The organism is Streptomyces hyaluromycini, assembly GCF_002217755.1.
GTDB classification, from domain to species: Bacteria; Actinomycetota; Actinomycetes; order Streptomycetales; family Streptomycetaceae; genus Streptomyces; species Streptomyces hyaluromycini.
This window is the reverse complement of sequence record NZ_BCFL01000033.1, coordinates 1-22061: the sequence shown is the minus strand read 5'-3', so window position 1 is coordinate 22061 and position 22061 is coordinate 1. Positions and strand designations below refer to the sequence as shown.

Genomic DNA, 22061 nt, shown 5'->3' with positions numbered 1-22061 from the left:
AGCGGCACCCTGCCAGCGCCGGTAAGCGTCCCCACCCCCCGGCCCCAGCCCATCGGTGCCGGCACCGGCACCGGCACCGGCTCACGCCACCAACCGCTCCGCCTCCTCGACCGCCTCCGCCAGCGAGTCCACGACGGGCACCCCGACCTCCTCCAGGCTCGCCCTCCCGTGCGACCCCCCGGTGTACAGCACCGCCTTCGCCCCCACCGCCCGCGCCGCCACCGCGTCATCCGCCGCGTCCCCGATCACCACGGTCCGCCCGGGCTCCACATCCGCCAGCTGCCGCAGGTGCCGCACCATGTGCTCGGCCTTGCTGCCCCCCGACGGCCCGATCCGCCCCTCCACCCGGAGGAAGTGCGGCTCGATCCCGAAGCCCCGCACCAGCGGGACCAGTTCGTCATGCGCGTACATGCTCAGCAGCGACTGGCTGCGCCCCGCCGAACGCCACCCGACCAGCAGCTCGGCCGCCCCCTCGGTCAGCCCGCAGCGGCCTCGGTGCTCGGTGTAGTACCGGTGGAAGATCTCGTCCATGAGCTCCCACTCGGCCTCCGTCGGAAACCGCCCCATCAGCCGCTTGTAGAACTTCGGCACCGGCACGCAGTACAGCGCCCGGTACTGCTCCAGTGTTATCGGCGCCAGGCCCAGCTCGGCCGAGGCCGCGTTCGTCGCCCCGATGATCGCGTCGTTGTCGTGGAACAGCGTCCCGTTCCAGTCCCAGACAATGTGTGCGTTTTCCTGCTTCCCCATGTCAAAAACGCTACCCGCCGCCACTGACAATCAAGACCGCCGGTACATCACCGCAGGTCACAGGGCCCGGCCGGTTCCCGTCGGCCCCGCTCAACCGCCGAACCCCACCAGGTTCCGGATCTCCTGCGTCGCGTACCAGAGCAGTTCGTGGTCCTCGGCCCCGTCCACGACGAACTGCGCGTCGTCGTCCCCGCCGTCCGCCGCCGCCAGGGCCCCGGCCGCCGCCGTCACGTCCTCCTCCGCGTCGTCGGAGTCGACGTGCACCGAGGCCGCCCTGGCCAGCGCCACCGTCCCGGTGACCCGGACCTCGCCCAGCGCCGCCGGGTCGAGCCCGCGGTCCGGGTCGGCCGCCGCCGTGCCGTCGGGGACGTCCACGGCGACCACGACCCGGCGCCGCATCGCACCCGGGTCGGCGGCGAGGAGCCGCAGGGAGGCCAGCGCGGCCCGGTTGAGCGCGGCGTACTCCAGTTCCTCTATGTCGTCGGAGAGGTACCACTCACGCAGCGCGGGCGTGACGGCGTAGGCGACGAAAGGACCGGTCCCCAGCTCGCCCGTCCGGTGCGCCTCGGCAAGCCCGGGGAGGGTCAGGGGGACGTAGACGCGCATGACTGGCCGCTCTCTTCCGGGACTCTTCGACTACTCGGCTCTGCGTCTCCCGAAGGCTCTGGCGCCTCCCGGAGGGCCTACAGGATACGTGGGGGCGTCCCCTTTCGGGTCCCGGGCCGTGACGTCGGGGGCGTCCACCCGACGCCCCGTGATTCACCCGGTACCGCCGCCCGTTCACGGGGTTTCCCGCACCGTCGGCCACTCGGATAGGTGAACATCTCCGGTCCCCCGACACGGACCATCGCCGCCTTGCTGCCGCCGACCCACCCCCCGTACAAGATCCGTAACCGAAAGTTACCGCCCGGTACCCGCCGGGCCCGCCGAACGGGGATCCCCATGAACAAGGTCATGACCAGGACCGCCCAGCTCCGCCCGGGCACCCGGCCGCCCGGCCGCCGCGACTCCCGCCGCCCCGGCTCCCCCTCCTCCCGCCGCCCGCTCACGCCTCCGGCGGCCCCGCCGAGCCCACGCCCCACCGACCTCTTCGCGGAGCGTCTGCTGGCCGTCCTGAGCGGCCGCCGCCCCGTCCACTGGATGCTCCGGCACACCGCGGGCCATGCCTACGACGACCTGGCCCGGCTCGCCGAACGCGGCCCCCTGCGCACCCGCGGCACCGACCCCGTCGTCCGCGACATCGGCTACTACGTACCGCGCGCCGGCGCCCTGGAGGTCTTCGCCCGCATCGCCGCGGGCGACCGGCTGCGCGCGATGGCCTTCCGCCTGGAACAGGGCGCGGACCTGCGCTGGCGCTGCACGGCCGTGGAGATGGGCGGCCCGCGCGCGCCTCACGGCACCTGACCGCCGGGCGGAGGGCACGGGCCCCTGGCCGCGGCGGTACGAGGTCCGCGGTGTGAGGTCCGCGGTCCGAGCCGCACAGGTGCCCGCCCCATGCCGAAGGGCCGGCCCCCCTCTCGGGTGACCGGCCCTCGCGCAGCGCTGGTGCTGAGGTTACTTCTTGCGGCGGCGGATGCCCTTCGCCTGCTTGCGGCGCTCGGCGCGGGTCAGGCCGTCGGCCTCGGAACGGGCCGGCTCCTCGTCGTCGTAGTCGAAGTCGCCCTCGACGATGCCGCCCTCGCCGTCCACGGTGGCCGCCGAGAAGTGCATACCCCGCCGCTGCGGCGCCTCCAGGCCCTTGGCGCGGATCTCGGGACGGGAACCCGCCTGGGCCGGCACCGCGTCCTGGACGCCCTCCGCGGCCTCGGTGTCCTCCACCGGGACCTCCTCGACCTGCTGCTCGACCTGGACCTCCAGGTTGAACAGGTAGCCGACGGACTCCTCCTTGATGCCGTCCATCATCGCGGTGAACATGTCGAAGCCCTCGCGCTGGTACTCGACCAGCGGGTCCTTCTGGGCCATCGCGCGCAGGCCGATGCCCTCCTGGAGGTAGTCCATCTCGTAGAGGTGCTCGCGCCACTTGCGGTCCAGGACCGACAGCACGACCCTGCGCTCCAGCTCACGCATGATCTCGGAGCCGAGCTGCGTCTCGCGCGACTCGTACTGCTCGTGGATGTCGTCCTTGATGGACTCGGAGATGTACTCGGCGGTCAGGCCCGCGCGGTCGCCGGCCGCCTCCTCCAGCTCGTCGACGGTGACCTTCACCGGGTAGAGCTGCTTGAAGGCGCCCCACAGGCGGTCGAGGTCCCAGTCCTCCGGGAAGCCCTCGGCGGTCTCCGCACCGACGTACGCGTCGATGGTGTCGTCCATGAAGTGATGGATCTGCTCCTGCAGGTCCTCGCCCTCCAGGACGCGGCGGCGCTCGCCGTAGATGACCTCGCGCTGCCGGTTGAGCACCTCGTCGTACTTCAGGACGTTCTTACGGGTCTCGAAGTTCTGCTGCTCGACCTGCGACTGCGCGGACGCGATCGCGCGGGTGACCATCTTGTTCTCGATCGGCACGTCGTCCGGCACGTTCGCCATGGACATCACGCGCTCGACCATCTGGGCCTTGAACAGGCGCATCAGGTCGTCGCCGAGGGAGAGGTAGAAGCGGGACTCGCCGGGGTCGCCCTGACGGCCGGAACGGCCACGCAGCTGGTTGTCGATCCGGCGCGACTCGTGCCGCTCGGTACCGAGGACGTAGAGGCCGCCGAGCTCCTTGACCTCGTCGAACTCGGCCTTGACGGCCCGCTCGGCCTTCTCCAGGGCGGCGGGCAGCGCGGCCGCCCACTCCTCGATGTGCTCCTCGGGGTCGAGGCCGCGCTGGCGCAGCTCCGCCTCGGCGAGGTCCTCGGGGTTGCCGCCGAGTTTGATGTCGGTACCACGGCCGGCCATGTTGGTGGCCACCGTCACGGCACCCTTGCGGCCGGCCTGGGCGACGATCGACGCCTCACGCTCGTGATGCTTGGCGTTGAGCACCTCGTGCTGGATGCCGCGCTTGGAGAGCTGCTGCGAGAGGTACTCCGACTTCTCGACGGAGGTCGTGCCGACCAGGATCGGCTGGCCCTTCTCGTGCTTCTCCGCGATGTCGTCGACGACCGCCTCGAACTTGGCGACCTCGGTGCGGTAGATCAGGTCCGACTGGTCCTTGCGGACCATCGGCCTGTTCGTCGGGATCGGGACCACGCCGAGCTTGTAGATCTGGTGGAACTCGGCGGCCTCGGTCATGGCCGTACCGGTCATGCCGGACAGACCGGGCTGTTCCTTCTCGTTGTGGTCATGACGCTTGTAGAGGCGGAAGAAGTTCTGGAGGGTGATCGTGGCGAGGGTCTGGTTCTCGTCCTTGATGTCCACCCCTTCCTTCGCCTCGATCGCCTGGTGCATGCCCTCGTTGTAGCGGCGGCCGGCGAGGATACGGCCGGTGTGCTCGTCGACGATCATGACTTCGCCGTCCATGACGACGTAGTCCTTGTCCTTCTTGAAGAGCTCCTTCGCCTTGATGGCGTTGTTCAGGTAGCCCACCAGAGGGGTGTTCACCGACTCGTAGAGGTTGTCGATGCCCAGCCAGTCCTCGACCTTGCTGACGCCGGACTCGTGGATGGCGACCGTGCGCTTCTTCTCGTCGACCTCGTAGTCGCCGGTCTCCTCGATGCCCTTGAGCGGGTTGCCGGCCTCGCCCTTCTTCAGGCGCAGGACCAGCTTGGCGAAGTCGCCGTACCACTTGGTGGCCTGGTCGGCCGGGCCGGAGATGATCAGCGGCGTACGGGCCTCGTCGACCAGGATGGAGTCGACCTCGTCGACGATGGCGAAGTTGTGGCCGCGCTGGACGAGCTCGTCCTGGGCCCACGCCATGTTGTCGCGCAGGTAGTCGAAGCCGAACTCGTTGTTCGTGCCGTATGTGATGTCGCACGCGTACTGCTCGCGGCGCTGGGCCGGCGTCATGTTGGCGAGGATGCAGCCGACGCTCAGGCCCAGGAACTTGTGGACGCGGCCCATCATCTCGGAGTCGCGCTCGGCCAGGTAGTCGTTGACCGTGATGAGGTGGACGCCCTTGCCCGACAGTGCGTTGAGGTACGCGGGCAGGGTGCCGACGAGGGTCTTGCCCTCACCGGTCTTCATCTCGGCCACGTAGCCGAGGTGGAGGGCCGCGCCACCCATGATCTGCACGTCGTAGTGACGCTGGCCGAGGGCGCGCTTGGCGGCCTCGCGGACGGTCGCGAACGCCTCGGGAAGCAGGTCGTCGAGGCTCTCGCCGTCGGCGTAGCGCTGCTTGTACTCATCGGTGAGGGCCCGCAGCTCGGCGTCGGAGAGGTCGACGAAGTCCTCTTCGATGGAGTTGACCTGGTCCGCGATGCGGTGCAGCTTGCGCAGGATCTTGCCTTCGCCTGCACGCATGATCTTCGAGAGGACGGACACGGGGGTTTGTCTCCTTGCCGGTCGGGCCTGGGAGGGTCGGTTTCCATTTGACGTACTGAGCAACGGCCATCGTATGCGAGGACCCGGCCGCGTCGGGAGGCCTGGGCGACCCAACGGCCCTCCGCCGCCTCCCTGAGGGCCCTGTGAGCCCGCTTCGTGTCACTGTTCCAGGGGACTGACGGGTGGTGCCGGGTGGTGTCGCCGGGTTTTGCCGCTTCATAAAGGACAACGGCCGGGGCCCGCGGATGGTGCCGCGCAGGGGCGAGGAATTGCGCGAAATGTGATCACGTGCTCACGGAAGGCGAACGCGGGCAGCGAAACCGATGGCGTACCGGGCGCCCTGGCGAGCAGAATCAGCCGATGGAACCCGTCACGCTCACCACCCCTCGTCTGCTGCTGCGCGCGGTCGGCCCGCAGGACTCCGACGCGGTGTACGCGGCCGTCCAGGACCCCGACATCCAGCGCTGGACGACGATTCCCTCGCCCTACCTCGCCGAGCATGCCCGGAGCTTCACGGAACAGATGGTCCCCGACGGCTGGTCCGAGGGCTCGATGTTCACCTTCGGCGTCTTCCTGCCGACGGGGGACCTGACCGGGATGCTCGCCCTGACCATGCGCTCCCTGGGGACGGCCGAGGTGGGATTCTGGACCGCCAAGGAGCACCGCGGCCACGGCTACACCACCGAGGCCACCGTCGCGGCCGCCCGCTGGGCGTTCACGCGGATGGCGATCGACCGGGTCGAATGGCGCGCCGAGGTCGGCAACCACGCCTCCCGCGCGGTCGCGGAACGCGCCGGCTTCACCGTCGAGGGCACCCTCCGCTCCTCCCTCAACAACAAGGGCGTACGACGCGACTGCTGGGTGGGCTCGCTGCTCCCGTCGGACCTGGGCCTGCCGTCGGCGGCGCCCTACCTGCCGGCCCCTGCGCAGGGCTGAAACCCCAGCTCGTGCCGGACTGTCAGTGCCACCCTCTATCGTCCGACCCATGACGACCCTCCCGCGCCCCGTCGCCGCCCTCTCGGCGGACGAAGCCCGCCGTATCGCGCTGAAGGCACAGGGCTTCCTCGGTGCCCCCGACCGCCGCTCCGGCGTCCGGGGCGTGCTCCGCCACCTCGGCGCGGTCCAGCTCGACACCATCTCGGTCCTCGCCCGCTCCCACGAGCTCATTCCGTACGCCCGCCTCGGCCGCGTCGGCCGCCGGACGGTCGAGGCCGCCTACTGGCAAGACGCGCACGCCTTCGAGTACTGGTCGCACGCGGCCTGCATCCTCCCCATCGAGGAGTGGCCGCACTTCGCCTTCCGCCGCCGCGCCTACCGCGACCGCCCGCACTGGAGCCACGATCTTCCCGACGGCGCCTACGACCAGGTCATCAAGCAGCTGCGCGGCGAGGGCCCGCTGACCGCGACGGAGCTGGGCGGCGCGAAGAAGACCAGCGAGTGGTGGGACTGGTCCGGCACCAAGGTCGCCGTGGAGCGCGCGCTGATATACGGCGAGGTGGTGTGCGTCCAGCGGCGCGGCTGGAAGCGGGTGTACGACCTCGCCGAGCGTGCGGTCCCGGGCGCGCTGCTCCACGACGAGCTGGACGACACGGAGTGCCTGCGCCGCCTGGTCCGGCTGGCCGGGCAGTCGCTGGGCGTCGGCACACGCGCGGACATCGCCGACTACCACCGGCTCAAGGGCGAGCAGGTCGACGTGGTGATCGCCGACTCGGGTCTGGTCCCGGTGGAGGTGGAGGGCTGGGGGAAGCCCGCCTGGGCGGACCCGGCGGTCCTGGCCACGCCCCCGCGCGGCCGGCACCGTACGACCCTGCTCTCCCCCTTCGACTCCCTGATCTGGGACCGGGCGCGCACGGAGCGGATCTTCGGCTTCACCCACCGCCTGGAGGCGTACGTCCCGAAGCCGAAGCGGGTGTACGGCTACTACGCGATGCCGGTGCTGGCCGGTGGCCGGCTCGTGGGCCGGGTGGACCCGGCGCGCGAGGCGGGCGGCATCCTGGTGGCCCGCCAGGTCACGCTGGACGGCCCGAAGGCGGTCCCGGCGGTGGCGGAGGCGTTGGTCGAGGCGGCGAGCTGGGTGGACTGCACGACGGTGCGCGTGGAGCGCGTGGACGCCCCCGAGCTGCGCGAGCCGCTCCTCAAGGAAGTGACCCGAGCCCTGATCGCCGCGCTGCGCTGACCGGCGCCCGCGCCCGCGGCCTCAGCGGATTTCGAGGATCTTCTCCCGCATCGCGTAGACCACCGCCTCCATCCTGGAGTGCAGCTGCAGCTTCTCCAGGATGTTGCGCACATGGTTCTTCACCGTGTTCTCGGAGATGAACAACTCCTTCGCGATATCGCGGTTGTTCATCCCCGTGGCGACCAGCTTGAGCACTTCGAGTTCACGGTCGGTGAGCCGCGGCGCCGGCACCAGCCTGCGCTCGTCGGTCCGCTGGATCATCGACTTGAACTCGGTGAGGAGTTTCGACGCCATGGACGGGCTGATCTGCGACTGCCCGTCGGCCACCGCGCGAATGGCGGTGGCCACCTCGTCGGTGGAGATCTCCTTGAGGAGGTATCCGGTCGCGCCCGCCTTGATCGCGTCGTAGAGATCGGCCTCTTCGTCGCTGATCGTCAGCATGATGATCTTCGCGCTGGGTGCGACCTCCTTGATGGAGGTACAGGCCTCGATGCCGCCGCGCTTGGGCATCCGGACGTCCATCAGCACGATGTCGGGCAGCAGGTCCGCGGCCTTGTCGACGGCCTCCGCGCCGTCGCCCGCCTCCCCGACCACCTGGATGTCCTCCTCGGCGGCGAGCACGATCTCCAGTCCGCGGCGGAAGAGGGCATGGTCGTCGACGACAAGGACTCTGATCGGTTCCTTGCGTGGAGTACCGCCCGCGTCCGGGCCCACGCCGGCGACGCCGCCGTCGGCATCGTCGTCCCGCATCGGTCCGAAGCTGTCCGCCATCGTTCCTCCCCCTGAAGGCTGTGGCCTGTGGTGCTGTGCCATCCCGCCAACCCAAGGCAGCGGCCCACCGGTTGGGCCGTTGCCGCCATGATTCCATGCCCAGGCGACAACGCGGTGACGGAGCGGGGCGCGAAGTGGTTGCACACCGGTGCCCCTGGGGGCGCACGGCGCTTCCAGGGGCACCGGCTCAGCTGCCGGCCGAGCGGGTCAGCCGCCCAACGTGCCTCCCGCCGCGGGAGGTTGCGCCTGGGTAACCATCGGGTCAGTGCTGAGGTGGATGACGCCGTAGTCGTAAGCGTGCCGCCGGTAGACGACACTCGGCTCCTTGGTCTCGGAGTCGACGAACAGGTAGAAGTCGTGGCCGACCAGTTCCATCTCGTAGAGGGCCTGGTCGAGGCTCATCGGGGAGGCGACGTGGGTCTTCTCGCGGACGACGAGGGGGCCTTCGCCCTTCACTTCCAGGGAGCCCATCTTCTTGGTGGGCACGCCGTCGGGCTCTTCCTCCTGGACGGGGTAGCCGTTCCCGTTGAGCGTCGCCGCGCCCGGGACGTGGTCGGGGACCTCGGCGGCCGAGATCCGCCGTGCGCCACGGCGCGAGAACCGCTTGTCGTGCTGCTTGCGCAACCGCGCGTCCAGCTTCTCCGCCGCCAGGTCGAGTGCCGCGTACGGGTCACTGGCCGCTGCCTCCGCCCGGATCACCGGACCGCGGGAGCGGAGCGTGATCTCCACTCGGTCGCAACGGTCGGCCTGTCGGGGGTTGGGCTCCTTGGACACCTCGACGTCGAGGCTGATCACCTTGCCGTCGAGCTTCTGGATCTTCTCCAGCTTCAGCTTCTCGGCCACGTGCTTGCGGAACCGCTCGGGCACCTCGGTCTTGCGGCCCTTGACGACGATGTCCACGCAGAACTCCGTTCCCGGATCACTCCGCTGCACTGCGGAGCATCTCCCTTTTGCACCCAGCTCCGGTGAACCCCGGAGCCTCGGACTCGGCGACTTCACCTCCTCCTCCCCCATGGGCAAGATCTGCACCCCAGCACCGCGATGATTACGGAAAACCCGCGGCACGGCATTCGGATAGGAGAGACATGGCCTGCGGCTTTCTCCCTCACAACCGAACATATCTCGCCCGGACGGATGTCGTCACCCTCTACTGATGCGTACCTCCATTCAGGTGAATTGACCTAGTCACTACCTGCAACGATGTACGTTCACGGTCAGTTCCGGTTCATTTCGAAAGAATCCGGTGCGGCCGCGACCACAGCTGCACGGACCGGCTCTGCGAGGCCGTTCACCTCGGCCATTACCGGTGCGTCCCGTGTCCACTTCGCCCGCTCTTCCCGTGATCCGGTCTGCCGTTCCTCCCTTCCTTCCCAAGCCGCGCGCCGATACACGGCTGTTGTTCCCTCTCCTGCCCCTCCGGCCCCCATGGCCTCCCGTACCGCACGCGCCGCCTCCGCGAGGGTGGCGCCCGTGGTGACAAGGTCGTCGACGAGGACGACACGGCCCCCGGCGAGCAGCCGGGCACCGCCCGCCGTCACCTCCAGCGCACCCGCGAGATTCGCGAACCGCTGCCGGGAGTTGAGCCCCGTCTGGTCGGCCACGGCCCGTCGTTGCCGCAGCACCGGGGCCACCCGGGCCGAGCCCCCGGCACGCCGCAGCTCCGCGGCCGCCGCGAGAGCGATCCGCCGCACCGGATCATGCCCTCGCGCCCGCACGGCCCACGGCGCGGACGGCACCGGGACGAGCAGCACGGGTCCGGTGGCGCCGGCGCCACCCGCCGTACCGCTCCACGAGGCGACGATCCGCACGGTCCGGCCGTCCCGGAGCCCGGCCCGCACCGCGCCCGCCAGCGCCGCGCCCAGCGCCCCGGCGAGCGCCAGCGCACCGCGCTCCTTGTGGGCGAGAAGGGCCGCCCGTACCTCGCCCGCGTAAGGCGCCGCCGCGTACACCGCCGGCAGCCCGGGCGGCTCCGGCACCGGTCGCACCCGGCGCGGTACGGCCCCGCTCAGGGCGGCACGGCACTCGGCACAGAGCACCGTGCGAGGCGTCCCACAGCCTCCGCACTCGGCCGGTAGCACCAGGTCGGTGAGGTCCTGCCACCACCCCCGCATGTGCCCACTGTGCCAATGACCGGCCGGACCGGCCACCCCTGTGGACAACCGCCTGTGGACAACTCCACGCGACACGCACAGCACGTCACCCACACGGGTGAGTTAGGCCTTGTCGTAAGCCGGTGCTGTACCCGAGAACAGTCGCCCGAGGCGCACAACAGCTCCCGCAGCCCCCGCACCCCGCCCCAGACACGGAAAACGGCCGTCCCGTCGGCTCGACACCGGACCGGGACGGCCGCTCACGCACGGCTTGGGGCTCAGCCCGGATAGACCGGTGCCGACCCGTCCTTGACCACCTTCTGCCACTGGTCACCGGACGGCAGCCGGACGATCCCGTCGTCCTGCGAGTCGGCCACCAGCGGCACCCCGTCGTTCTCGGACGCGGCGATCGCCCGGACGCCCGTGAGCGCCGCGGGCGCCGGCCCGTCCGGTGTGGAGCCGTCGACCTGGACGTACCGCGTCTGCTGCACACCGCCCTGCTCGCGCCCGACCACCACGAGCCGGCTGTCCCCGGCCCAGGACATCGCGGTGACCTCCTCGGAGCCGGGGGTGGCGGAGTGCAGTTCGAGGACCGAAACCTCCTGCTGGTCATCGGACTTGGTGCGCTCGATCCGCCCGATGAGCAGCGACTGCTTGCCGTCCTTCTCGACGACGAGCGCGATCCGCACCCCGTCCGCGGCGACCCGCACGTCCTCGATACGGCCGTTCAGTTCTGGGATCTGCACGGCCAGCGGCTGGCCCACGCCCTGCGCCAGCATGTACAGCTGCGGCTTCGCGGGGTTCCGGTCGGCCACCCACAGGTCGCCGCGGGCGTCCCAGCTCGGCGCCGTCAGCCGGTCGTCCTCGGTCGCACCGTGACTGGTCAGCACCGCGTTGCCCAGCGAACCGGCCGACGCGAGCGAGGTGACGTACAGCGACCTGTCGTCGCTGCTGACCCCGGCCGCAGTCCGCTCGTCGCGGGCGACCGCCACCGACCGCAGCGGCTTGGTACCCGCGCCGAACGGGCCCGGTACGGCGACCGCGCTGGTACCGGTACCGCCGGTCGTCATCCGCACCAGCCGGTGTTTTCCGTCGAGGAAGTACAGGTAGTCGGGGTGCTTGGTGGAGGCGCGCCAGGCGATCGCCTCGGCCTGCTCCTCGTCGGCGTCGCACATGTGGGCGCCGCTGACGGACTGCACCGCGACCGAGTCCACGGTGGGCGTCAGGTTCCGCAGCGTGAACAGCAGCTGGGTCGCCATCTCGTTGCACATGGCCGAGCCGATCCGGGACGCCTTGACATTCAGCGGCACCGTGACCTGGTTCTGGTCGTCCGGGGCCAGCCCGGACACGCCCTTCTTCAGCGTCGTACCTGTCGGGAAACTCGACCTGACCACCGGGCCGAGCCAGGTGGTGGGACCCTTGAGCAGCGAACGCACCAGCTGGGTCGTCGGGTCCACGCTGCTGCGCACAAAGACGGGATCGGCGACCGCCACCGGCTGCCCGGTCTCCTCGGCCGACGTGTCCGAAGCGAAGTAGTACTTGTCGACGGACGTGTAGTTGCGCTGGAAGTCGGACTTGCCCATCACGACACCCTGCGGCAGCGAGTCGATCCGCCACTGCCCGCTCTTGGCGTCCCTGGTCAGATGCACGCTCCTGCGGTACGCCCCGTCCGCGGGCGTGTAGGCCTGCTGCGCGTCGATGGTGGCCACCTGGCTGCCCTGGAACGTGTAGGTGATGCCGTTGGTGCCCTCCCGGCTCGCCGGACGCGGGTCCGTCTGGATGCTCGGCCCGTTCGCCAGCACCGTGGTCTGCGACTCCGGCTGCCAGGTCTTCGCGGCGGCTTTGGTCAGATACTTGCGCGCCGTGTCGTAGTTCGGATCGTCACTGGTCAGGGCCTCCAGGAAACCCTGCACGATCTCCGTGGCCGAGGCGTCCTGCTGCGGCGGTATGGCGAACACCCGCACCTGTGTGTCCTGCCGCGGCGTTGACTCGACGTCCCGCAGGTCGCCGTTGTCCGGCATGGAGGCACAGCCGGCCAGCAGTACGGCCCCACAGGCGGCGTACGCCACCGCGCGCGCCGGTCTGCGCCGAGCGCTCCCCTCGCGGTCAGCGCCCACGAAATGCCTCCCCTGGCTTGTTCGACTCGTCCGCCCCGCCGGCCTGGCCGGTCTCGGGCGCGCCCTCCTGACGCCGTGCGCCCTGGGCCGGCCGGGGCACCACGCGCGCGCCGTTGCCGGGCAGCGCGGTCGGGTCGGCCGTGGGCGCCACGCCGGCCAGCCGCTGCGGCATCGGCGCCAGCGGCGACGCCTGGCCGCCGGGCTGCACCGGTACCGTCGCCCGCTTGTCCTCGCCGCCGCCCGGCAGGCCGGCGCCGTCGAGCCCCCGGTTGCGCCGGGAGTCCTTGGGCTCCAGGGGTATCGGCGAACCCCGCAGTGGCTCGTCCGCGGTCCTCGGCAGCGTCAGCCGGAACTGCGAACCGCCGCCCGGCTCCCCCCACGCCTGCAGCCAGCCGCCGTGCAGTCGCGCGTCCTCCAGGGCGATCGAAAGCCCCAGACCGGTACCCCCGGTGGTACGCGCGCGTGCCGGGTCCGCCCGCCAGAAGCGGCTGAACACCCGGGTGGCCTCGCCCGGCTTGAGCCCGATGCCGTAGTCGCGCACCGCGACCGCGACCGCGCCGCCGGCCGCCGCCAGCTTGACGACGACGTCCTTGCCCTCGCCGTGCTCCACGGCGTTGACGACGAGGTTGCGCAGCACCCGCTCCACCCGCCGGGCGTCCGCCTCGGCCACCACGGGCTGCAGGTCGCCGACCACGCGTATGTGCGTGCCCTTGCGCTCCGCGAGCGGCTCGGCCCCGCTGACCACCCGCCGCACGACCTCCCTGAGGTCTATCGGCTCGGCCTCCAGCGCCGCCGCGCCCGCGTCGAACCGGCTGATCTCCAGCAGGTCGGACAGCAGCGACTCGAACCGGTCCACCTGGTCGGCGAGGAGTTCCGCGGACCGCGCGGTCACCGGGTCGAAGTCCTCACGCGCCTCGTGGATGACGTCGGCCGCCATCCGCACGGTCGTCAACGGCGTCCGCAGCTCGTGCGAGACGTCGGACACGAACCGGCGCTGCATCCGCGACAGGTCCTCCAGCTGCTGGATCTTCAGCTGGAGGTTCTGCGCCATCTTGTTGAAGGCTTCGCCGAGCCGCGCGATGTCGTCCTCGCCGGTGACCTTCATCCGCTCCTGGAGGCGCCCCGCAGACAGCCGCTCGGCGATCCCGGCCGCCATCCGCACAGGCGTGACGACCTGACGCACCACGAGCCAGGCGATGGCCCCGAGGAGTACGACGACGAACAGTCCGGCGGTCGCCAGCGTGCCCTTCACCAGGCTGAGGGACTTCTCCTCCTGGGTGAGCGGGAAGAGGTAGTACAGCTCGTACGGGTCGTTGTTCGGGTCGTTGACCTGCTTGCCGATGACCAGAGCAGGCTGCGACTCCTTGTCGTCCGTGTAGATGATCCGCGTGTAGCTCTGCGCCGCAGTGGCACTGCCGTTGATCCGCGTGCGCAGGTCGTCGGGCACGCTGGCCGTCGGGTCGACCTGACCGGAGGCCCGCGGCCCGCGACCGCCGCCGCCGTTGTTGTCGCCCGCGGGCAGCGTCACCACGTCGAAGGCGCCCTGGCCACCGCTGGACAGGGACTCCACGAGGTCGCTCATCCACGAGGTGAGGTTCTGCGACTGCCGTCCGCCCGTCGTCCCGGCGGTGTCACCGGCGCCGGTCGCGGCCTCGTCGGCCTTCTGCTTGGCCACCGCGAAACCGCCGGTGGCCTGGCTCTGCGAGGCCTTCACCTTGGCGTCGAGCAGGCCGTTGCGCACCTGCCCGATGACGACGAAGCCGAGCAGCAGTACGACGCCCAGCGACATCAGCAGGGTCGTGACGACGACCTTGAGCTGGATGTTGCGCCGCCACAGCCGCATGACCGGCAGCAGCGGCCGCCGCACCCAGCGCATGAACAGGCGCAGCACCGGGCTGCCCTGGACCCCGCCCTGGAGCAGTCCGCCCTCGAAGAGCAGCCGCCAGCGCTTCGCAAGCCGTTTCCCGCCGACAGGCCGCTCCGGACGGTCCCCGGACCGGCCGGGGGCCGAAGCGGCACTGTCCCCGGACATGTCAGCTCGGTCCCGCCTTGTATCCGACACCACGGACGGTCACCACGATCTCCGGCCGCTCCGGGTCCTTCTCGACCTTGGAGCGCAGCCGCTGGACGTGAACGTTGACGAGGCGGGTGTCCGCCGCGTGCCGGTAGCCCCAGACCTGCTCCAGGAGCACCTCGCGCGTGAACACCTGCCACGGCTTGCGGGCGAGCGCGACCAGCAGGTCGAACTCCAGCGGGGTCAGCGCGATCGACTGCCCCTCCCGCTTCACCGAGTGCCCGGCCACGTCGATGACCAGGTCACCTATGGCGAGCTGCTCCGGCGCCGGCTCTTCCGACCTCCGCAGCCTGGCCCGGATCCGGGCCACCAGCTCCTTCGGCTTGAACGGCTTCACGATGTAGTCGTCCGCGCCCGACTCCAGGCCCACGACCACGTCGACGGTGTCGCTCTTCGCCGTGAGCATCACGATCGGCACCCCGGACTCCGCCCTGATCAGACGGCACACCTCGATACCGTCCCGACCGGGCAGCATCAGGTCCAGGAGCACCAGGTCGGGCTTGGTCTCACGGAAAGCGGCCAGCGCCTTGTCGCCGTCGGCTACGAAAGACGGCTCAAAACCTTCACCACGCAGCACGATGCCGAGCATCTCGGCCAGTGCGGTGTCGTCGTCGACGACAAGGACTCGTCCCTTCATAAACGACATCATCCCATTAGCTAATCGTTACCTGGCGTGACCTGGCACACAGCTCGGCAAGTGCCTCAGCCGTCACGGGCGAAACGGCGCCTTCCTCGGTGACGATCGCCGTCACCAACTCGGGCGGCGTCACGTCGAACGCCGGGTTGTACGCCTGGGTCCCCAGGGGTGCCACCGGAATCCCGCCTCCCGCTCCCGCCACTGGCACCTGTGGTGCTGTGACCTCGGTCACCTCGTATCCGGGGCGCTGTTCGACCTCGATGGATGCCCCGTCCGGTGTCTCCGGATCAACCGTCGTCACCGGCGCCACCACGATGAACGGAACATGGTGGTACCGCGCGAGCACCGCGAGCGGATAGCTCCCCACCTTGTTCGCCACCGATCCGTCGGCCGCGATCCGGTCCGCCCCGATCAGCACGGCGTCCACCTCCCCCGCCGCGAACAGCGAACCGGCCGCGTTGTCGGTGAGCAAGGTGTACGCCATGCCGCTGCGAGCCGCCTCGTATGCCGTCAGGCGAGCACCTTGCAGCAACGGACGCGTTTCGTCCACCCAGAGCCGTCGCAAGCGTCCCGCCCGATGCGCCTGGAGCGCCACCGCGAACGCCGTGCCCTCCCCTCCCGACACCAGCGAACCGGTGTTGCAATGGGTCAGGATCCGGTGCCCTCCGCCGGGCAGCAACTCGTCCAGCAGCGCCAGGCCGTGCTCGGCCATCCGGGCGCTGGCCTCGGCATCCTCCCGGTGCAGCGCCCGCGCCGCAACCAGCGCCGCCGCGGCCGCCGCCCCGGTGTCACCGCCCTCGGCCAGAGCGGAGCGGTACGCCGACGCCGCCCTGCGCACCCCGACGGACAGATTCACCGCCGTCGGCCGGGCGCCCGACAGCGCCACCGCGGCCTCGTCCACATCGAAGCCCCGCGCGGCGGCGAGCGCGACGCCGTACGCCCCCGCTATCCCGAGCAGCGGCGCACCGCGCACCGCGAGCGAACGGATCGCCTCCACCAGCGCCGACGCGTCCGTGCACACCCGCTCGACCTCCTCGGTCGGCAGTCTCGTCTGGTCGAGAAGGACCACGACAGGACCTTCGGGCGGCTCCTCCCACCGGATCACTGGCATTCCCGTCGACCGCTTGTCCTCACCGGTTCGCGCGTACTGATCAGCCATGCGGTCAGTCTGCCCCGTATCCGGCGGACAATTGAAGGTGCGCAGCCTCTACCGCGGCCGGTCACTGGGCGCCCACCCCATGGCACGATGGCAGCCAACCTGCCGCCGCGACCGCGGACGGGCACCGTGAAGGAGCTTCGATGAACGACACTCCGGGCTGGGCCTCGCCCGGATCCGACCCGTCCGACGGGCGGGAACCCGGCGCGTCCGCCCCTGCCGACCGCCCCGTCCCCGCAGGGCCTGCCGAACAGCCCGCCGATCAGCCGGGCCCGGATCCGCAAGGCCCCGGCTCGCAGTGGTCCAGGGAGCAGCCGCCGCCCGGCCAGTGGTCCACGCCCACCGGCGCCCCGGCACCAGGCCAGGCACCGCCGCCCCCACCCCCCGGCCCCGGCTGGGGCGGCCGGCCCCCCGGCGGCGGTTACGGAGGCTACGGGGGCCCCGGCGGGCCTGGTGGCGGCTACGGAGGCCCCGGCGGATACGGCCCGCCCGGCGGATACGGAGCCTGGGGCGGCGGCTGGGGCGGCCCCCCGCCCGCCGCCAAACCCGGCGTGATCCCGCTCCGCCCGCTCGGCGTCGGCGAGATCCTCGACGGCGCCGTCTCCACCATGCGCACCTACTGGCGCACGGTCCTCGGCATCTCGCTGACGGTCGCCGTCGTCACCGAGGTCGCGGTGATCCTCCTCCAGGGCCTCGTCCTGAACGACACCGAGACCACCGACGCCCTCAACGACCCGAGCGCCTCCCTCACCGAGATCAGCCGCGCCGCGGGCGAGGTCGCGCTCAGCTCGGGCGCCGTCCTGCTGATCACCCTGGTCGGCACCATCATCGCGACAGCCCTGCTGACGACCGTCACCAGCCGCGCCGTGCTCGGCAAGTCCGTCACCATCGGCGAGGCCTGGCGCGACGCCCGCCCGCAGGTCCTCAAGCTGTTCGGCCTCATCATCCTGACCGGGCTCATCGCGGTCGGCATCCTGCTCGTCGGCGCACTGCCCGGCATCGTCGTCGCGATCGCCGGCGGCCCCGGGGGCGCCATCGCCGCCCTGCTCGTCCTCGGCATCCTCGCCGGTGCCATCGTCACCGTGTGGCTGATGGTCCGCTTCTCCCTGGCCTCGCCCGCCCTGATGCTGGAGAAGCAGAGCATCACCAAGTCGCTGGGCCGCTCCACCAAGCTCGTCCGCGGCTCCTGGTGGCGGGTCTTCGGCATCCAGTTCCTCGCCTCGATCATCGCCAACATCGTCTCGTCGCTCGCCGTGGTCCCCTTCACCCTGCTCGGGGCCTACTCCAGCGGCCACGGCCTGACCGGCTTCCTCGAGAACACCAACGCCGACTACGGCTGGACGTTCCTCATCATCACCGGGATCGGCTCGGTGATCGGCTCCATGCTCACCTTCCCGATCAACGCGGGCGTCACCGTGCTCCTCTACATCGACCAGCGCATCCGCCGCGAGGCCCTCGATCTCGAACTGGCCCGCGCCGCCGGTGTCGAGAACTACGGCGCCGGCACCCCCGGCACCGTCCCGGGGAGCTGATGCGGTGAGTCCGACGGGGGGAATCACAGCGGTGCCCGCAGCACTGCCACGCGCCGCCGACGAGGCCGTACGAGGCCTGCTGCGGGCCCGGGACACCGCCCTGCTGACGCTGACCGGCTCGGGCGACCAACCGCCCGTGACCATCCCACGCGACCCCGCGCGGGAAGCGGCACGGCGTGAACTGTCCAAGCGGATGTACCACGAGAACGACCCCGGGCTGTTCCAGCGCGCCCTGAACGCCGTCCTGGACTGGGTGGACCGCCTGCTCGCCGCCGCCGCGTCCGCGACGCCCGGAGGCGCACTGGGCCTGGTCGTCGTGGTCCTGGCCGTCATCGCCGTCCTGGGTGCCCTGTGGTGGCGCCTGGGCACCCCCCGCCGCCAACCCGCCTCCACCGCCGCCCTGTTCGACGACCGCCTCCGCAGCGCCGCCGAACACCGCGCAGCCGCCGAGGCACACGCCGCCCAGGGCCACTGGAACCAGGCCCTCCAGGAACGCATGCGCGCCGTCGTCCGCGCCCTGGAGGAACGCGCCCTGCTCGACGTCCGCCCCGGCCGCACCGCCGACGAGGCCGCAGACGAGGCCGGCCGCGCCCTGCCCGCCCACACCGACCGGCTGCGCGCCGCCGCCCGGGAGTTCGACGACGTGACGTACGGCGGCCGCAGGGCGACCCAGGCGTCGTACGAGCGCATCGCCGGCCTCGACCACGACCTCGAACGCACCAAGCCGGTCCTCGCCAGCAGCGCCCACAGCACGGACCACAACACCCGCCAGGGAGCCGCCGAATGACCACCGGCGTGGCCGCCCTCCCGACCACCTCCACCGCGCCCACCACCCGCCAGGTGTGGACCCGCACCCGGGGCATCGTCCTCGCCGTGGTGCTCGTCCTCGCAGGGGCCGTCGCCATCGCCGTCATCCGCTCCGACAGCAGGCACGGCGACCTGGACCCGCGCTCCGCCGACCCCTACGGCAGCCGCGCCGTCGCCGAACTCCTCGCCGACCGAGGCGTGGACACCCGCCTGGTCACCACCCTCGCCGAGGCACGCGCCGCGGCCGGCCGCGACGCCACCCTTCTCGTCGCCGTCCCGGACCTGCTGACCCCGCATCAGCAGTCCCAGCTGCGGGCGTCGACGGCCAGGTCGGGCGGCCGCACCGTCCTGGTCGCCGCCGGCAGTTCGTCCGTCGAACGGCTCGCCCCCGGCGTCACCGCCGACCCCGCCACCAGCATCAGGTCCACACTCGACCCTCACTGCACCCTGGCCGCGGCCCGGCGGGCGGGCAGCGCCGACACCGGTGGCATCCGCTACACCACCACCCATCTCGACGCCGACACCTGCTACCCCAGCCAGCGCCTGGCCACGCTGCTCCGCATCCCCGCGGCCTCCGGAAACGGAGACACCGTCGTCCTCGGCGCGCCCGACATCCTGCTCAACGACCGCCTCGACAAGCAGGGCAACGCCTCGCTCGCCCTCCAACTCCTCGGCTCCCGCCCCCATCTGGTCTGGTACCTCCCCTCGCTCTCCGACGCCACGGCCACCGGTACCGGCGACCAGAAATCCCTGTTCGACCTGCTTCCGTCGGGCTGGCTCTGGGGCACACTGCAGCTCTTCATCGCCGCAGCCCTCGCCGCCTTCTGGCGGGCGCGCCGGCTCGGCCCCCTCGTGCCCGAGAAACTCCCCGTGGCGATCCGCGCCTCCGAAACCGTCGAAGGCCGCGCCCGCCTCTACCGCAAGGCGAACGCCCGCGACCGCGCGGCCGCCGCTCTTCGCTCCACCGCTCGCACCCGCCTCGCCCCCCTCGTAGGCGTCCCCGTCTCCCAGGCACACGCGCCCGAGACCCTGCTCCCCGCCCTGTCCGCACACCTCCATGGCGACGGACAGGCCCTGCAGGCCCTGCTCTTCGGACCGCCGCCCGGCGACGACGCGGCACTCATCGCCCTCACCGACCAGCTCGACGCCCTCGAAAGAGAGGTACGCCGTCCATGATGGACCCGACCACTGACAACGCCGGGAACACCGGGAACCAGGCCGACGCCCGGGCCTCCCTGGAAGCCCTGCGCGCGGAGATCGCCAAAGCCGTGGTCGGCCAGGACCCCGCCGTGACCGGCCTCGTCGTCGCTCTCCTCTGCCGCGGACACGTTCTCCTTGAAGGAGTCCCCGGAGTCGCCAAAACGTTGCTCGTCCGCGCCCTCGCATCCGCACTCGAACTGGACACCAAGCGCGTCCAGTTCACCCCCGACCTCATGCCGAGCGACGTCACGGGGTCCCTCGTCTACGACACCCGCACCGCCGAGTTCTCCTTCCAGCCCGGCCCGGTCTTCACCAACCTCCTTCTCGCGGACGAGATCAACCGCACCCCGCCCAAGACCCAGTCGTCCCTCCTCGAAGCCATGGAGGAACGCCAGGTCACCGTCGACGGCACCCCGCGTCTTCTCCCCGATCCGTTCCTGGTCGCGGCAACACAGAACCCCGTCGAGTACGAGGGCACCTACCCCCTCCCCGAAGCCCAACTCGACCGCTTCCTCCTCAAACTGACGATCCCTCTCCCCTCCCGCCAGGACGAGATCGCCGTCCTCACCCGGCACGCCGAGGGCTTCAACCCGCGCGACCTGCGCGCCGCCGGCGTACGCCCCGTCGCAAGCCCCGCCGACCTCGAAGCCGCGCGAGCGGCGGTCGCCAAGACGACCGTCTCCCCCGAGATCACCGCCTACGTCGTCGACATCTGCCGGGCCACCCGCGAGTCCCCGTCCCTCACCCTCGGCGTCTCCCCGCGCGGCGCCACCGCCCTCCTGGCCACCTCGCGTGCCTGGGCCTGGCTGACCGGCCGCGACTACGTCATCCCCGACGACGTCAAGGCCCTCGCCCTGCCCACTCTCCGCCATCGCGTCCAGCTCCGCCCCGAGGCCGAGATGGAGGGCGTGACCGCCGACTCCGTCATCAACGCGATCCTCGCCCACGTCCCGGTTCCCCGCTGATGCCCCTCACCGGACGCGCCGCCCTCATCGCGGCAATCGGATCGATCCCCATCGGCATCTGGGGACCGAGCTGGACGGGCGTCCTCGCCGTCGACGGCCCACTGGTGCTGGCCTGCGCCTGCGACTTCGCCCTGGCGGCCCCGGTACGACGCCTCGCGCTGACCCGCTCCGGCGACACGTCCGCCCGCCTGGGCGAGACCGCCGACGTCACTCTCACGGTGACCAACCCGTCCCGGCGCCCGCTCCGCGCTCGCCTCAGGGACGGCTGGCCGCCCAGCAGCTGGCAGCCGGGCACGGAGGTCGAGTCCTCACGACACCGTCTTGACGTCCCACCTGGCGAACGCCGACGCGTCACGACCCGCCTGCGCCCCACCCGCCGCGGCGACCGCCAGGCGGACCGCGTCACAATCCGCTCCTACGGCCCCCTCGGCCTGTTCTCCCGCCAGGGCGGCCACAAAGTGCCCTGGACTGTACGGGTTCTGCCCCCCTTCACCAGCCGGAAGCACCTGCCGTCGAAACTCGCCCGATTGCGTGAACTCGACGGCCGTACCAGCGTCCTGACACGAGGCGAGGGCACGGAATTCGACAGTCTGCGCGAGTACGTCCCCGGCGACGACACCCGCTCCATCGACTGGCGTGCCACGGCACGGCAGTCGGCGGTCGCGGTACGCACCTGGCGTCCCGAACGCGACCGGCACATCCTCCTCGTCCTCGACACCGGCCGCACTTCCGCCGGCCGAGTCGGCGACGCCCCTCGCCTGGACGCCTCCATGGACGCGGCGCTCCTCCTCGCGGCCCTCGCGTCCCGCGCGGGCGACCGGGTGGATCTCCTCGCCTACGACCGCCGGGTCCGCGCTCTCGTCCAGGGCCGCGCCGCAGGTGACGTCCTCCCGTCCCTGGTCAACGCGATGGCCACCCTGGAGCCCGAGCTCGTCGAAACAGACGCCCGCGGGCTCACCGCCACCGCGCTGCGTACGGCTCCACGCCGTTCCCTGATCGTCCTGCTCACGACACTCGACACGGCCCCGGTCGAGCAGGGCTTGCTTCCCGTGCTCTCCCAACTGACTCAACGCCACACGGTTCTGCTTGCTTCAGTGGCCGACCCGCATGTCGCCCGCATGGCGACGGCTCGTGGAAACGCCGACGCGGTGTACGAGGCGGCGGCGGCCGCACAGGCCCAGAGCGAACGGCATCGGACCGCGGAGCAACTCCGCCGGCACGGCGTGACTGTCGTGGACGCGACGCCTGATGATCTCGCTCCTGCATTGGCGGATGCGTATCTGGCTTTGAAAGCGGCGGGCCGGCTCTGATTCTCGGAGGACGGGCGGGGGCCGGTCCTTAAACGCGAAAAAGCCCCACACCGTGAGGTGTGGGGCTTTTTCTTAATATTT

18 protein-coding genes are annotated in these 22061 nt (G+C 71.2%); 8 read left to right on the top strand and 10 right to left on the bottom strand.

Features of this window, described 5'->3' with window-relative positions; all coding sequences use genetic code 11:
- Window positions 1-81: 81 nt before the first annotated feature.
- Window positions 82-747, bottom strand: a complete 666-nt coding sequence (locus SSP29_RS43865) for an HAD family hydrolase (RefSeq protein WP_089106693.1) — start codon at window positions 745-747, stop codon at window positions 82-84.
- Between the two features lie 90 nt (window positions 748-837).
- On the bottom strand, window positions 838-1353 hold the full coding sequence (locus SSP29_RS43860) for a DUF6912 family protein (protein ID WP_089106570.1): 516 nt from the start codon (window positions 1351-1353) through the stop codon (window positions 838-840).
- A 336-nt stretch (window positions 1354-1689) separates the two neighbouring features.
- Here SSP29_RS43860 and SSP29_RS43855 point away from each other — a divergent pair, with 336 nt between their 5' ends.
- Window positions 1690-2151: an Rv3235 family protein gene (locus tag SSP29_RS43855; protein WP_089106569.1), complete on the top strand. Its 462-nt coding sequence runs from the start codon at window positions 1690-1692 to the stop codon at window positions 2149-2151.
- 150 nt (window positions 2152-2301) lie between these two features.
- Here the strand turns inward: SSP29_RS43855 and secA are convergent, their stop codons facing one another.
- Complete coding sequence (gene secA / locus SSP29_RS43850) at window positions 2302-5145, bottom strand: preprotein translocase subunit SecA (RefSeq protein ID WP_089106568.1); 2844 nt, start codon at window positions 5143-5145, stop codon at window positions 2302-2304.
- A 360-nt stretch (window positions 5146-5505) separates the two neighbouring features.
- On the opposite strand from secA, the gene SSP29_RS43845 reads away from it, so the two are divergent.
- Window positions 5506-6081, top strand: coding sequence for a GNAT family N-acetyltransferase (locus SSP29_RS43845; protein WP_089106567.1), 576 nt, complete (start codon window positions 5506-5508; stop codon window positions 6079-6081).
- 49 nt (window positions 6082-6130) lie between these two features.
- Complete coding sequence (locus tag SSP29_RS43840) at window positions 6131-7321, top strand: winged helix-turn-helix domain-containing protein (RefSeq protein ID WP_089106566.1); 1191 nt, start codon at window positions 6131-6133, stop codon at window positions 7319-7321.
- 21 nt (window positions 7322-7342) lie between these two features.
- Here SSP29_RS43840 and SSP29_RS43835 read toward each other — a convergent pair whose 3' ends face one another.
- The 7 genes from SSP29_RS43835 to mtnA form a co-directional block, all read right to left on the bottom strand.
- On the bottom strand, window positions 7343-8092 hold the full coding sequence (locus SSP29_RS43835; protein WP_089106565.1) for a response regulator: 750 nt from the start codon (window positions 8090-8092) through the stop codon (window positions 7343-7345).
- Window positions 8093-8299: 207 nt separating this feature from the next.
- Window positions 8300-8992 (bottom strand): ribosome hibernation-promoting factor, HPF/YfiA family, encoded by a 693-nt coding sequence (gene hpf / locus SSP29_RS43830; protein ID WP_438363843.1) that lies wholly within the window; start codon window positions 8990-8992, stop codon window positions 8300-8302.
- A gap of 314 nt (window positions 8993-9306) precedes the next feature.
- Window positions 9307-10203 carry a ComF family protein gene (locus tag SSP29_RS43825; RefSeq protein WP_089106563.1) on the bottom strand — a complete coding sequence of 299 codons (897 nt, stop codon included), beginning with the start codon at window positions 10201-10203 and terminating at the stop codon, window positions 9307-9309.
- 257 nt (window positions 10204-10460) lie between these two features.
- Window positions 10461-12299 (bottom strand): LpqB family beta-propeller domain-containing protein, encoded by a 1839-nt coding sequence (locus SSP29_RS43820; RefSeq protein WP_089106562.1) that lies wholly within the window; start codon window positions 12297-12299, stop codon window positions 10461-10463.
- Window positions 12289-14331, bottom strand: coding sequence for an MtrAB system histidine kinase MtrB (gene mtrB / locus SSP29_RS43815; protein WP_089106561.1), 2043 nt, complete (start codon window positions 14329-14331; stop codon window positions 12289-12291). Before mtrB ends, SSP29_RS43820 begins: the two co-directional genes overlap by 11 nt.
- A gap of 1 nt (window position 14332) precedes the next feature.
- A complete protein-coding gene (gene mtrA, locus SSP29_RS43810) occupies window positions 14333-15022 on the bottom strand; it encodes a two-component system response regulator MtrA (protein ID WP_150136091.1) in 690 nt (229 codons plus the stop codon).
- Window positions 15023-15026: 4 nt separating this feature from the next.
- A complete protein-coding gene (mtnA, locus tag SSP29_RS43805; protein ID WP_089106560.1) occupies window positions 15027-16169 on the bottom strand; it encodes an S-methyl-5-thioribose-1-phosphate isomerase in 1143 nt (380 codons plus the stop codon).
- Between the two features lie 140 nt (window positions 16170-16309).
- On the opposite strand from mtnA, the gene SSP29_RS43800 reads away from it, so the two are divergent.
- The 5 genes from SSP29_RS43800 to SSP29_RS43780 are packed head-to-tail and all read left to right on the top strand — an operon-like array spanning window position 16310 to window position 21980.
- Window positions 16310-17698, top strand: coding sequence for a proline-rich domain-containing protein (locus SSP29_RS43800; RefSeq protein WP_089106559.1), 1389 nt, complete (start codon window positions 16310-16312; stop codon window positions 17696-17698).
- 31 nt (window positions 17699-17729) lie between these two features.
- Complete coding sequence (locus tag SSP29_RS43795) at window positions 17730-18485, top strand: DUF4129 domain-containing protein (protein ID WP_089106558.1); 756 nt, start codon at window positions 17730-17732, stop codon at window positions 18483-18485.
- The gene (locus SSP29_RS43790) at window positions 18482-19681 is read left to right on the top strand and encodes a DUF4350 domain-containing protein (RefSeq protein ID WP_089106557.1); all 1200 of its coding nucleotides are present in this window, start codon (window positions 18482-18484) and stop codon (window positions 19679-19681) included. The genes SSP29_RS43795 and SSP29_RS43790 overlap by 4 nt, the downstream gene beginning before the upstream one ends.
- Window positions 19681-20670 (top strand): AAA family ATPase, encoded by a 990-nt coding sequence (locus tag SSP29_RS43785; protein WP_089106556.1) that lies wholly within the window; start codon window positions 19681-19683, stop codon window positions 20668-20670. The genes SSP29_RS43790 and SSP29_RS43785 overlap by 1 nt, the downstream gene beginning before the upstream one ends.
- The gene (locus SSP29_RS43780) at window positions 20670-21980 is read left to right on the top strand and encodes a DUF58 domain-containing protein (protein WP_089106555.1); all 1311 of its coding nucleotides are present in this window, start codon (window positions 20670-20672) and stop codon (window positions 21978-21980) included. The genes SSP29_RS43785 and SSP29_RS43780 overlap by 1 nt, the downstream gene beginning before the upstream one ends.
- Window positions 21981-22061: the final 81 nt, after the last annotated feature.

Coding starts and splice junctions, on each gene's coding strand:
- mtrA (WP_150136091.1), bottom strand. CDS start 15,022: ATGATGTCGTTTATGAAGGGACGAGTCCTTGTCGTCGACGACGACACC.
- SSP29_RS43780 (WP_089106555.1), top strand. CDS start 20,670: ATGCCCCTCACCGGACGCGCCGCCCTCATCGCGGCAATCGGATCGATC.
- SSP29_RS43800 (WP_089106559.1), top strand. CDS start 16,310: ATGAACGACACTCCGGGCTGGGCCTCGCCCGGATCCGACCCGTCCGAC.
- SSP29_RS43825 (WP_089106563.1), bottom strand. CDS start 10,203: ATGCGGGGGTGGTGGCAGGACCTCACCGACCTGGTGCTACCGGCCGAG.
- SSP29_RS43865 (WP_089106693.1), bottom strand. CDS start 747: ATGGGGAAGCAGGAAAACGCACACATTGTCTGGGACTGGAACGGGACG.
- mtrB (WP_089106561.1), bottom strand. CDS start 14,331: ATGTCCGGGGACAGTGCCGCTTCGGCCCCCGGCCGGTCCGGGGACCGT.
- SSP29_RS43845 (WP_089106567.1), top strand. CDS start 5,506: ATGGAACCCGTCACGCTCACCACCCCTCGTCTGCTGCTGCGCGCGGTC.
- mtnA (WP_089106560.1), bottom strand. CDS start 16,169: ATGGCTGATCAGTACGCGCGAACCGGTGAGGACAAGCGGTCGACGGGA.
- SSP29_RS43840 (WP_089106566.1), top strand. CDS start 6,131: ATGACGACCCTCCCGCGCCCCGTCGCCGCCCTCTCGGCGGACGAAGCC.
- SSP29_RS43785 (WP_089106556.1), top strand. CDS start 19,681: ATGGACCCGACCACTGACAACGCCGGGAACACCGGGAACCAGGCCGAC.
- SSP29_RS43855 (WP_089106569.1), top strand. CDS start 1,690: ATGAACAAGGTCATGACCAGGACCGCCCAGCTCCGCCCGGGCACCCGG.
- SSP29_RS43835 (WP_089106565.1), bottom strand. CDS start 8,092: ATGGCGGACAGCTTCGGACCGATGCGGGACGACGATGCCGACGGCGGC.
- SSP29_RS43790 (WP_089106557.1), top strand. CDS start 18,482: ATGACCACCGGCGTGGCCGCCCTCCCGACCACCTCCACCGCGCCCACC.
- SSP29_RS43860 (WP_089106570.1), bottom strand. CDS start 1,353: ATGCGCGTCTACGTCCCCCTGACCCTCCCCGGGCTTGCCGAGGCGCAC.